This window comes from Spongiibacter sp. C9W, assembly GCF_057370015.1.
Window position 1 is genome coordinate 3405086 of the sequence record NZ_CM170672.1, and the last position, 12098, is coordinate 3417183.

Sequence of the window (12098 nt, forward strand, 5' to 3'; positions counted from 1 at the left end):
AGGAGAGAAAAAGTGATAGACGAACTCAAGCAAGATGCCGAAGAGCGCATGGCAAAGGCCATTGAGGCGCTGGGTGGCAATTTTAATAAAATTCGTACTGGGCGCGCGCACCCAAGTCTTTTAGACAATATTCGCGTCTCTTACTATGGTGCCGAAACGCCGCTTTCGCAGCTGGCAAATATCGGTGTTGAAGATGCCCGAACGCTCACGGTTACGCCCTGGGAAAAAAACGTGGTGCCCGATGTTGAGAAGGCCATCATGAAGTCGGACCTCGGCTTGAACCCCAGCACCGCCGGTGCGGTTATTCGTATTCCAATGCCTGCCCTGACGGAAGAGACCCGTAAGGGCTATATCAAGCAGGCTCGCCAAGAGGCCGAGCGCGCGCGGGTTTCTGTGCGCAATGCGCGCCGCGACGTGTTGGCGGATATTAAAGAGCTGCTGAAAGAGAAAGAGATCAGTGAAGACGAAGAACGTCGCGCTCAGGATGACGTGCAAAAAATCACTGATAAATACGTCGCAGAGGTTGATAAAGCGCTCGCGGTGAAAGAAAGCGATCTAATGGAAATTTGATCGACTAAGAAGCAGTTTTCATGGCAGTTGATATGGCCCATCGAGGCTCAGAACCTTCCGCGGCGCCTCGGCATGTTGCCATCATTATGGATGGCAATAATCGCTGGGCGAAAAAGCGCGGGCTCAAAGCGGCAGGCGGACATCGCGCCGGTGTGGAAGTGATTCGCGGGCTGCTTAAATGCAGTCGCGAGCGCGGCGTGAAGGTGATTACGCTGTTCGCGTTCTCCAGCGAAAATTGGCAGCGTCCAAGCATGGAAGTCCAGGCTTTGATGCGGCTGTTTGCCAGTTATCTGGATAGCGAGACCAAAAAGCTCCACGAAGATGGTGTGCGAATGCGCTTCATCGGTGAGCGGGGCCGCTTCTCCGCTGGCTTGCGCAAACAGATGGACTACAGCGAGCAGCTCACGCGCTTTAACACTGAAACGACTCTGGTGATCGCTGTGGATTATGGCGGTCAGTGGGATATTGTCAGCGCCGCACGCGAGCTTGCTCAGAAAGTTGAAGACGGGCAGTTGCGCGTTGACGACATCGATATTACTTTGTTTGATCAACATACGGCCCTGGCGGACCTGCCCAAGCCGGATTTGTGCATACGCACCGCCGGTGAGCAGCGCATTAGTAATTTTATGCTTTGGCAGCTTGCCTACAGCGAGTTTTATTTTTGCGATTGCCTGTGGCCAGATTTTGATGAAACGGAATTGCATAGGGCGCTAGATGCCTATGCCAGCCGTGAGCGCCGCTTCGGGGGCCGCGATAATGATAATGACAACGGCGAATAGACACCGGAGATTACCCCCTTATGCTTAAGCAGCGGATTATTACCGCCGTCGTGATTGTGGCTGCGCTACTTGCTGCCATGGCCTATCTGTCGGCGGGTCAACTGTCGTTACTGTTCGCTGGCATTGTGCTGGTGGCCGCGTGGGAGTGGGCTGACCTCAGCGACCTGCGGCCCCAGGTGGCAAGACTGGCCTATGTCCTGGCCATCGGTGCTCTTATCGCCAGTGTGTACGCGCTATTGGGCGATGTCGCCTCCTGGTCGACGGCAGCGTTACAGGAGCTGTTTGTCGCGGCTTGTGTATGGTGGGCGGTCGCGTTGCTCTGGGTGAAAGGTTATCCGGTGAGTGCTGGCTTGTGGGGTTCTCGGCCGGTTCGCATCGTTATGGGGGTGGCGGTACTGCTGCCAACGTGGCTGGCGTTGAGCTACCTACGTAACCTTCCCAATGGTGCCTGGCTGTTGTTAATGCTGGTGGCCTTGGTTGCCATCGCCGACATTGGGGCCTATTTCTTTGGTCGCCGCTTTGGCAAAGCGAAATTGGCGCCGGCGGTCAGCCCGGGTAAATCCTGGGCCGGGTTCTGGGGCGGCTTGGCGTGTAGCGTGTCGTTCATGGCTGCGCTCTGGTACTTCTGGCCCGGCGGCATGCCCGTGAGCCTGCCAGCCATGCTGGTGTTGGCCGCAATCACTTCATTGGCTTCGGTGCTGGGCGATCTGTTAGAAAGCATGGTTAAGCGGCACCGCGGTATTAAAGATAGTAGTCAGTTGTTGCCGGGTCACGGCGGCGTAATGGATCGCGTTGACAGTTTAACGGCGGCATCGCCGGTATTTGCCCTGGGATTGATGTCGGTGGGCTGGCAGTAATGGAGCGCGTGACGGTATTGGGGTCTACCGGCTCTATCGGCGTCAGTACCTTGGATGTACTGTCGCGTCATCGCGACACCTTCGAGCTGTATGCCATCACTGCAAATAGCAGCGTAGAAGCAATCCTGCAGCAGGCGTTGGCTCACCAGCCTCGCTATGTTGTGCTGCGCGATGAGTCTAGCGCTGAGCAGCTGGCGACGCAGTTGCGCCAAGCGGGCAGTGAATGCGAGGTGCTTGCCGGCGAGGCGGGGCTGTGTAAGGTCGCCGCTGAAGCTGACACGGTGATGGCGGCGATAGTGGGGGCGGCCGGTTTGCTGCCTACATTGTCGGCCGTTGAGGCGGGGGCTAAAGTCCTGCTGGCTAATAAAGAGTCATTGGTTATGGCGGGCCAGCTGTTTATGGATGCGGTGGAACGCAGCGGTTCGACGTTGTTACCCATCGACAGTGAGCACAATGCCATCTTTCAATGTATGCCCGGCGTGCATCGCCAAGGTCTCGATGCGCAGGGGGTGCGACGTATTTTGCTGACCGGCTCCGGCGGGCCCTTCCGGCAGCGCTCGGTAGAGAGTTTGGCGTCGGTGACGCCCGATGAGGCCTGCGCCCATCCGAATTGGTCCATGGGGCGAAAGATCTCCGTCGACTCTGCCACCATGATGAACAAAGGGCTCGAGCTTATCGAGGCGTGCTGGTTGTTCCACTGCCCCCCGGAGCGCATCGACGTGGTGGTTCATCCGCAAAGCGTTATTCACTCGATGGTGGAATATGTCGATGGCTCCGTGCTGGCGCAAATGGGCCAGCCCGATATGCGCACGCCGATCGCCCATGCCCTGGCTTGGCCTAAGCGCATGGAATCCGGCGTTGCCTCTCTGGATTTGATTGTGCAGGCGCGGCTGGATTTTGAGGCCCCGGATGAGCAGCGTTTCCCCTGTTTGCGTCTGGCAAGAGAGGCCGCAGAGCTTGGCGGCAGTGCCAGCGCCAGTTTGAATGCAGCGAATGAGATTGCTGTCGAGGCGTTTTTGGCCGAGCAATTGCCGTTCACCGCGATACCGACACTGCTGGAGCGCGTGATGGCTGACGTTGAAAATGTTGAACCGCTGACGCTGGGCGATGTCCAAGCTGCGGACCTTCAGGCGCGTGAGCGCGCGCGGTCTCTCGTTCGCGAATTTGGATTTTGAGGTAGCTGGCCGTGCTGGGACTTCTGCAAACGATATTCATCACGGTACTGACGCTGGGTATCCTGGTGTCAATTCACGAGTTTGGTCATTTCTGGGTGGCACGTCGCTGCGGTGTCAAAGTGCTGCGTTTTTCTGTGGGCTTTGGCAAGCCGCTGCTCAGTTGGCGCGACAAGTTGGGCACGGAGTATGCCGTAGCGGGAATTCCGCTGGGTGGCTATGTAAAAATGCTGGACGAGCGCGAGGGCGAGGTTCCCGAAGACCAGCGCTACATGGCCTTTAACCGGGCAACGCCGATGAAGCGCATTGCGATTGCCGCTGCCGGCCCCTTAGCGAATTTTGTACTGGCCATATTTGTATACTGGCTGGTTTTTCTCAATGGCGTTAGCGGCGTTGCGCCGGTCATTGACCACGTTGCTCCCGGTTCGCTGGCTGAGCAGGCAGGTCTCATTGAAGGTCAGGAAATTGTCGCTGTCGATGGCGTGGAGACCCCGACGTGGGAAACGCTGCAAATGCAGTTGCTGGAGCGCATTGGCGAGAGCGGCGAACTCAGTATCAGCGTGAAAACTGCGGGCTCGAGTCTGCGCTACGAAAACCGCGTTCAGATCGACAAGTGGATGCAAGGCCTGGAAGAGCCGCGCCCTCTGGACGAGTTAGGCGTGACATTGTTTGTGCCTGAATTAGTGCCTGAAATTGGTGAGCTGGTCGCAGGCGGAGCCGCACAGCAAGCGGGTTTGCAGGAAGGCGATATTATCGTTGAGTCCGACGGAAAGGCGGTGTCGACCTGGCAGGATTGGGTGCAAGTTGTTCGCGCCAGCCCCGATAAGGCGCTGTCTTTGCGAGTTAAGCGCGATAACCGCTTGCTAGATCTTGTGATGACGCCGCAGAGAAAGCTTGAAGACAACGGCATGGCTGTCGGTTTTGCTGGGGTAGGGGTTAAGCCACCGCAGTGGCCCGAGAACATGCTCCGTAAGGTGGATTACGGCCCCGTGGCCGCCCTGGTTGCTGCCAGCGAAAAGACGTGGCGCATGAGTGTGTTTACGCTGGAATCGATAAAAAAAATGATCACCGGCTTGTTGTCGCCGAAAAACTTGAGTGGCCCGATAACGATTGCTAAAGTGGCCGGCTCTTCCGCTCAGTACGGCTTTTTTTCGTGGCTGAGTTTTCTGGGCTTGCTGAGTATCAGTTTGGCGGTATTGAACTTGCTGCCAATTCCGATCCTTGATGGCGGACATATTGTCTATGCCGCGATTGAGGGCATTATCGGTCGCCCGGTAACGGAACAAGTGCAGGCATGGGCTAACCAATTGGGTTTGGCGTTGGTGGTGTGTGTCATGTTTTTTGCTTTATATAACGACGTATTGCGCCTCTGATTTTAGGGTTTAGCGATATATTTTACCCAGTGCTCTTGCACCCTCGTTTTGGTGCCGAGCCCTAGCCGTGGTTGCTGGTTTTTGATGAAACGCTTTTTCCTGTACGCATTGTTTTTTTGTTTGGCGAGTCCGCTGGTGTCTGCGCAAACGCGCATCAACGATATCCGCGTTGAGGGTTTGCAACGTATTGCGGCCGAAACGGTGTTTTCGGCGTTGCCGCTCAATGTTGGTGACCTGATCACTCAGCAAGCCGTTGCCCAGTCGTCCCGCGCGCTGTTTGCTACCGGTAATTTCGATGACATCCAGATCGGCGTAGACAAAGACGTTTTAGTTGTCCGGGTAACAGAGCGACCCGCCATCAGTAAAATTAATATCGAAGGTAACAAAGCTCTGGCAACCGATGCCCTGTTAGACGGTTTGAAAGGGGCTGGTCTGGCCGAGGGCCAGGTGTTCAAGCGGGCAACGCTTGAAAATATGCGAATGGAATTGACCCGTCAGTACGTGTCACAGGGTCGTTACGATGCCGGTATTGAAACCGATGTGGTGGCTGAGCCGCGCAACCGGGTGTCGATCTCGATCAATATCGATGAAGGCAGTACCGCGTCGATCAAGCACATCAATATTGTCGGCAACAGTGTTTACGATGATGAAACCCTGCTCGACGAATTTGAGTTAAAGCCCAGTGGCTTCTTCTCTTTCTTCAGCAGCAGCGACAAGTACGCGCGGGAAAAGTTGAAAGGCGACCTGGAAACGCTCAACTCCTACTATCTTGACCGCGGGTATCTACGCTTTAACACCGACTCAATCCAAGTCTCGATCAGCCCTGACCGTAAATCGGTGTACATTACCGTCAATGTCACCGAGGGTGATAAGTACACCGTCAGCGGCGCTGAGCTATCGGGTGATCTGGTCATTCCCGAGGATGACCTCAAGCGCTTTATTTTAGTACGGGAAGGTCAGGTGTTCTCGCAGGCCTTGGTTACCAGCACTGAAGAGTTTCTTGTCAAACGCCTAGGTAATGAAGGCTATAACTTCGCAAAGGTGCGCGGTATTCCTGAGGTCGATGAAGACGCCGGCACCGTCGCCCTGAAATTCTTTATCGATCCGGGTAAGCGCACCTACGTTAGACGGATCAGCTTCGAGGGCAATGAGCGCACCGCCGACGAAGTACTGCGCCGGGAAATGCGTCAGATGGAGGCGGCCCCCGCATCGGCAGACAAAATTGAATTGTCGCGTATTCGCCTGGAACGCCTGGGCTACTTTAAGGGGGCGAAAGTCGAAACCCTTGAAGTGCCGGGTAGCGACGACCTGATTGACCTGACTTACTCTGTAGAAGAACAGAGCTCCGGCAGTTTGGGTGCCAGTGTTGGTTTCTCGCAAGACAGTGGTCTGTTGCTCAGCGCAAATATCCAGCAAAACAACTTCCTGGGTACCGGTAAACAAGTGGGCTTTGGTGTATCACGCAGTGACTTCCTGACCAGTGCCAGCTTTAATTATCTCGACCCATACTTTACCGAAGATGGTGTTAGCCGCGGTTTCTCGGTGTTCTACCGCGCTACCGACTTCGAAGAGGTCAACGTTGCCAGTTATACCACCGATACTTATGGCACCAGCGTTAACTTTGGTTACCCCATTTCTGAAACCGAGCGTTTAGGGTTTGAACTGGGCTACAACTTAACCTCCATCGAAGCCGGCGTCCGCGCGGTGAAAGAGATTAAAACCAGCCCCCGTATTTTCGATGCCGTGGATAACTACTTTGTCAGCACGCGCGACCCCAGTACTGGTCGTTACACGGTTGCTGAAGTTCTCGAGGACATTGCCAATCTGCCTGCTGGTGCCCTAACAGAAAGTGACGAGCCGGGCTTCCTGGATGAATATGGCGATGAGTTTGGCAACTTCACTGCGGGCATTTCGTGGCGCCAGTCAACACTGAACCGGGGCCTGTTGGCAACGCGGGGTGCTTCGCAGTCTGTGTCGCTGGAAGCGTCAATCCCAGGCTCAGACCTGGAGTACTACCGACTCACTTATAACGGCCAGTTGTACGTGCCGATCAGCAATAGTTTTACGCTGCGCTTTAAGACGGAGCTCGGATATGGTGATGGCTACGGTAACCTGGATAAATTGCCTTTCTATGAGCATTTTTATGCAGGGGGCTTCAGCTCGGTTCGGGGATACCGCAGTAATACACTTGGGCCGCGCAGCTCGCCAGCTGACGTCTATCGTATTTCGCAGGCGGCAACAGCCATAGACAGTAACGGGAACGCGACGGCGCTGTCGGCTCAGGCCGCCTACGTGCTCGATCCGGCAACCGGGCAGTTGGTGGTAGATACCGCATCCTCTCTGGGAGATGAAGCCGATCCCTTTGGCGGCAATGTGCTGATGGAAGGCAGTATTGAATTGCTGTTCCCACTGCCATTCGTGAAGGATCAGCGCTCCGTTCGCAGTGGTCTGTTCCTAGATGCGGGTAATGTATTCAGCACTAGCTGTAGCTCTACTCAGGTCAACTGTTCGTCTCCCAGTGTCGACGAGCTGCGATACTCTGCTGGCTTTGGTGTTACCTGGATCACCGGTTTCGGTCCGCTGACCTTTAGCTTGGGCCGGGCGCTGAATGACGAAAAAATTGACGAGACCGAAATATTCCAATTCTCTCTCGGTCGGACTTTTTAACCTACATAGAATAATGTTTAGGAGTGTTACATGAAGGTAGTTAAATTTGCCGTTTTAATGGTAGCAATGCTGTGGGGTTCCGTTGCCCTGGCTCAGGGACGCATCGCGGTTTTTGATTTGGAAGCAGCGGTTCTCAATACTGATGTTGCTAAGCAGCGTTTGAACGCCCTGCGCAATCAGAAAGAGTTCAAAAACAACTTGTCCGAGCTTGAGACGGTGCGCAAGGACTACGAAAAGCTCGTGCAAAAACTGCAAAAAGATATTGAGATCATGAGTGCGGAGCAGCGCCAACTGGCCAAGAATCAGATCGATTCAAAACGCTCTGACGGCGAGCACTTGGCTCGTAAGATCGAAGCTGCACAGCAGCAGGAAGTGCAGACCATCATGAAAGAAGTTGGCCCCAAACTTCAGAAGCTGCTGCCCGAAATTATTAAAGAAGAAAACATCGGTTTACTGCTGCCAGCTAAGGCGGTAATGCACGCCGATGCGGGATATAACATTACTGCTAAAGTTGCCGACAAGCTCAATCAGGCAAAATAATGGCTGAGCAAAAGTCTTTGCGCCTTGCTGATTTAGCGGGCTTACTGAAGTTGCCGTACGAAGGAGACGGCAACTTGGTATTGACCGGCATGGCGGCGCTGGACACTGCGAGTTCCTCGCAGCTGAGTTTTCTGGCCAATGCCAAGTACCGCAGTCAGTTGGCTGAGACGGCAGCGGCGGCGGCGATTATTCACCCCGATATGGTCAGACATGCAAATGACATGCGGCCAGAAATGGCGGTGATTGTATCGGCGAACCCCTATCTTGCCTACGCGGAAGCCAGCGCATTATTCGACCCCCTCGAGAAGCCCCGCGCCGGTATCCATCCCTCTGCCGTTGTTATGTCGGAAAACGTTCACGCCAGTGCCAGTATTGGTGCCAACTGCGTTATCGAAGAGGGCGCGACCATCGGCGAAAATGTGGTGATTAGCGCCGGGACGATAGTGGGGCGGGGCAGTAGCGTGGGTAAATACAGTTACCTTCACGCCAATGTCACTGTCTACCACGGTGTCAGTATCGGTGAGTCCTGCGTTGTCCACTCCGGCGTGGTCATTGGCGGCGACGGGTTTGGCTTTGCGCCTTCTGAGCAGGGCTGGGTGAAAATACATCAGCTCGGTGGTGTGCGCATTGGCGACCGAGTGGAAGTTGGTGCGAATTCCTGTATTGATCGGGGTGCACTCAACGACACGGTCATTGGCGACGGCGTCATCATGGATGACTTCACCATGATCGCTCACAACGTCGAAGTCGGCGCGGGCACGGCAATGGCAGCCTGTTGCCAGGTTGCGGGCAGCGCCGTTATTGGTAAGAACTGTACCTTGGCGGGCAATATTGGTGTGGTTGGGCATATCCGTATTGCCGATGGCGTTCACCTTACCGCCCGAAGCCTGGTCACAAAATCGATTAGTGAGGCCGGCTCCTATTCCAGTGGTGGCAGTCCTCTAATGCCGTCTGCGCAGTGGCGAAAGAACACTGCCAGACTGTCCAAGCTTGATGATTTGTATCGCCGTGTTCAGGCGATGGAAAAAGAACTGCGAACGCCGCACGAGGAAAGAGATTGAGCATGGTTATGGATATCAACGAGGTTCAGGAATACCTCCCTCACCGCTACCCCTTTTTATTGGTGGATAAAGTCGTTGAGTTGACGCTTGGTGAGTCGATTGTTGCGATAAAAAACGTCACCGGAAATGAAAACCACTTCAATGGCCATTTCCCAGGCCTGCCGATTATGCCAGGCGTGTTGATCATTGAGGCAATGGCGCAGGCAGCGGGTATTCTGGGGTTTAAGACGCTCGACAAAAAGCCTTCCGATGGCTCGATCTACATGTTTGCTGGCGTCGATAATGCGCGTTTCAAGCGACAGGTTGTCCCCGGTGACCAGCTGATCCTGAAAGCTCAGTACGTTTCCGATCGTAAAGGGCTGTGGAAATTTGAGTGTCAGGCTTATGTTGAGGATACGCTGGCCTGCTCGGCAACCATTTTATGTATTGATCGGAAGAAGTGATGCCAGGCCATATTGATGCCAGCGCGGAGATCGACCCGCGCGCGATCATTGACCCCACGGCGGTCATTGGCGCGAATGTAAAAATCGGCCCGTGGACGATTGTTGGGCCAGACGTTGAGCTGGGCGAAGGCTGCGACGTGCGCTCGCACGTAGTGCTCAAAGGGCCGAGCCGTATCGGCAAGAACAATACGATCTACCAATTTTCCACGGTAGGCGAGGACACGCCAGACCTGAAGTACAAAGGCGAACCGACAGAGCTGATCATCGGTGACAATAACGTGATCCGCGAAGGCGTTACCATTCACCGCGGCACGGTGCAGGACCTGGGTAAGACTGTGATCGGCAGCAACAACTTGTTGATGGCCTATGCGCACGTGGGGCACGACTCGGTGATTGGCGATCATTGCATTATGGTCAACAACGCTGCGTTGGCAGGGCATGTTGTTGTCGGCGATTGGGCGATTCTCAGCGGTTATTCGCTGGTTCATCAGTTCTGCTCGATAGGTGCCCATAGTTTTTCCGGGTTCGGTTGTCATATCAGCAAAGACGTTCCTGCCTATGTTACCGTCAGCGGCAGCCCGGCTGAGGCCAAGACCATTAATGTGGAAGGCCTGAAGCGCCGTGGTTTCAGCGCCGACGCGATCAGCGCTATTCGTCGCGCATACAAGATCATCTACCGCCAGGGCCTGACCGTCGACGAGGCGCTGAATGCGCTGCAACCGCTGATTGCGGAGCACCCGGAAGTGGAATTGATGGCAGCCTCCCTGAAACAGTCACAGCGCGGTATTGTTCGATAAGCGCTATCAACCAAGGGCCGGTGCGCCGGCATTGATTGCGATATGACTCCTCTCAAAATCGGTTTGATCGCCGGCGAGGCCTCCGGCGATATTCTCGGCGCCGACTTGATACGCGCCATTCGCCAGCGTTTTCCTCAGGCAGAGTTTGAGGGCATCGGCGGCCCCTTGATGATCGCTCAGGGCTTTCACTCTATTTGCGATATGGATCGCCTGTCGGTCATGGGCTTTACCGAACCCTTGAAGCGCTTGCCGGAGCTGTTGCGTATTCGCCGCCACCTAAAGCGCCACCTTATTGCATGGCAGCCAGATGTGGTGGTGGGTATTGATTCGCCGGACTTTACGCTGAATGTCGAGCGCAGTATGCGCGAGCGCGGTATTCGCACTGTGCATTATGTCAGCCCCTCTGTGTGGGCCTGGCGTCAGGGGCGAATCAAAACCATTGCGAAAGCGGTGGATCATATGCTGACGCTGTTCCCGTTTGAGCAAAGTTTTTACCAAGAGCACGGTGTGCCAGTGAGCTGCGTGGGTCACCCCTTGGCCGATCAAATTCCGTTTGACGATCAGCGTGAAGCCTCGCGGCAATCCCTGTCGATAGAAGGCGATAACCCAGTGGTAGCGCTGTTGCCGGGCAGTCGCGCTGGCGAAGTGTCTCAATTGATTCCCATCTTTTTGGAAACCGCGCAGTGGCTTCGTCGATCGCTTCCCAATATCGAATTTATCGTGCCTGCTGCCAATGCTGACAGGAAGCGCCAGATATTGGATGCCATTGCCCTGCAAACTGCCGACTTGCCGGTGCGCGTGGTGTTGGGTGAGTCTCGTACGGTAATGGCGGCCGCCGACGCGGTATTGATGGCGTCTGGGACAACCAGTTTGGAAGCGCTGCTGCTGCAGCGCCCCATGGTTGTGTGTTATCGCTTTAGTAAAATGAGTTACGCGCTGCTGTCACGTCTGGTCAAAACGCCGTTTTTCTCGCTGCCCAACCTGCTCGCACAGCGGGCATTGGTGCCGGAGTTGTTGCAAGACGAAGTGTCGGCGGAGGTGATAGGGCCGCTGATTCTTGAGCAGTTAAGTGATGAAAATCACCGGGAGACCCTACTGGCTGAGTTTCGGCGCATTCATCAGGACCTGGCGCGCAATGCCAGTGAGCGTGCGGCCAGCGACATTCTCGCCATTGCCGGTGTGCCTCAACAGGAGCCTGTTAATCGTGCAGACTGATGACCTGTTTGCCGATGCACCGGATTACCCGCGACTCACGGCGGGTGTCGACGAGGTCGGCAGGGGGCCGCTGTGCGGCGATGTGGTTGCCGCCGCGGTGGTGCTTGACCCGCTGCAGCCGATTGACGGCCTGAATGACTCTAAAAAATTAAGCGAGAAAAAACGCGAAGCTCTGTTTGATATCATCCGCGAGCGCGCCCTAAGTTATTGTGTTGCAAGGGCAAGCGTGGAAGAAATTGATCGCTTGAATATTCTGCACGCCAGTCTGCTGGCGATGAAGCGTGCGGTGGAAGGTTTGCGCTACCAGGGCGCCGAGTTAGAGCCCGAATTGGTGCTGGTCGATGGCAATCGGCTGCCGCAGTGGCGCTACCGCGCCGAGGCCGTGGTCAAAGGTGACAGCCGGGTAGCCGCCATTGCCGCCGCCTCGATCCTTGCCAAGGTTGTTCGCGACCGGGAAATGCAAGCGATGGATGCCCAATATCCGGGCTACGGTCTTGCCGGCCACAAAGGCTACCCGACAAAGGCGCATCTTGAGGCGCTGAAACGCCTTGGCGTCAGTCCAATACATCGGCGTAGTTACGCGCCGGTCAGGGCGCTTTTAGACGAATCCTAAATAAGGCAGCT

12 protein-coding genes are annotated in these 12098 nt (G+C 55.4%); all 12 read left to right on the forward strand.

All coding sequences use genetic code 11. The features are described from left to right. Window positions 1-48: 48 nt before the first annotated feature. The 12 genes from frr (at window position 49) to rnhB (ending at window position 12087) form a co-directional block, all read left to right on the forward strand. A complete protein-coding gene (frr, locus tag AC2Q8J_RS16140; RefSeq protein ID WP_239547723.1) occupies window positions 49-570 on the forward strand; it encodes a ribosome recycling factor in 522 nt (173 codons plus the stop codon). A gap of 20 nt (window positions 571-590) precedes the next feature. After that, complete coding sequence (gene uppS / locus AC2Q8J_RS16145) at window positions 591-1349, forward strand: polyprenyl diphosphate synthase (RefSeq protein ID WP_239547692.1); 759 nt, start codon at window positions 591-593, stop codon at window positions 1347-1349. 20 nt (window positions 1350-1369) lie between these two features. Beyond that, window positions 1370-2206, forward strand: a complete 837-nt coding sequence (locus AC2Q8J_RS16150; RefSeq protein ID WP_374972870.1) for a phosphatidate cytidylyltransferase — start codon at window positions 1370-1372, stop codon at window positions 2204-2206. Further along, window positions 2206-3381, forward strand: a complete 1176-nt coding sequence (gene ispC, locus AC2Q8J_RS16155) for a 1-deoxy-D-xylulose-5-phosphate reductoisomerase (protein WP_486451802.1) — start codon at window positions 2206-2208, stop codon at window positions 3379-3381. The genes AC2Q8J_RS16150 and ispC overlap by 1 nt, the downstream gene beginning before the upstream one ends. 11 nt (window positions 3382-3392) lie before the next feature. Continuing rightward, entirely contained in the window at window positions 3393-4751 is a 1359-nt protein-coding gene (gene rseP / locus AC2Q8J_RS16160; RefSeq protein WP_486451803.1) for an RIP metalloprotease RseP, read from the forward strand. 84 nt (window positions 4752-4835) lie between these two features. After that, window positions 4836-7418, forward strand: coding sequence for an outer membrane protein assembly factor BamA (gene bamA, locus AC2Q8J_RS16165; protein WP_486451804.1), 2583 nt, complete (start codon window positions 4836-4838; stop codon window positions 7416-7418). Window positions 7419-7448: 30 nt separating this feature from the next. After that, on the forward strand, window positions 7449-7958 hold the full coding sequence (locus AC2Q8J_RS16170) for an OmpH/Skp family outer membrane protein (RefSeq protein WP_027873616.1): 510 nt from the start codon (window positions 7449-7451) through the stop codon (window positions 7956-7958). Then, window positions 7958-9019 carry a UDP-3-O-(3-hydroxymyristoyl)glucosamine N-acyltransferase gene (gene lpxD, locus AC2Q8J_RS16175; protein WP_486451805.1) on the forward strand — a complete coding sequence of 354 codons (1062 nt, stop codon included), beginning with the start codon at window positions 7958-7960 and terminating at the stop codon, window positions 9017-9019. Before AC2Q8J_RS16170 ends, lpxD begins: the two co-directional genes overlap by 1 nt. A 2-nt stretch (window positions 9020-9021) precedes the next feature. Further along, window positions 9022-9462, forward strand: coding sequence for a 3-hydroxyacyl-ACP dehydratase FabZ (gene fabZ, locus AC2Q8J_RS16180; protein WP_027873618.1), 441 nt, complete (start codon window positions 9022-9024; stop codon window positions 9460-9462). Then, window positions 9462-10259: an acyl-ACP--UDP-N-acetylglucosamine O-acyltransferase gene (lpxA, locus tag AC2Q8J_RS16185; protein WP_486451806.1), complete on the forward strand. Its 798-nt coding sequence runs from the start codon at window positions 9462-9464 to the stop codon at window positions 10257-10259. Before fabZ ends, lpxA begins: the two co-directional genes overlap by 1 nt. A gap of 42 nt (window positions 10260-10301) precedes the next feature. Next, window positions 10302-11474 (forward strand): lipid-A-disaccharide synthase, encoded by a 1173-nt coding sequence (gene lpxB, locus AC2Q8J_RS16190; RefSeq protein ID WP_486451807.1) that lies wholly within the window; start codon window positions 10302-10304, stop codon window positions 11472-11474. Beyond that, window positions 11461-12087: a ribonuclease HII gene (gene rnhB, locus AC2Q8J_RS16195; RefSeq protein ID WP_288362468.1), complete on the forward strand. Its 627-nt coding sequence runs from the start codon at window positions 11461-11463 to the stop codon at window positions 12085-12087. The genes lpxB and rnhB overlap by 14 nt, the downstream gene beginning before the upstream one ends. The last annotated feature ends 11 nt before the right edge of the window (window positions 12088-12098 follow it).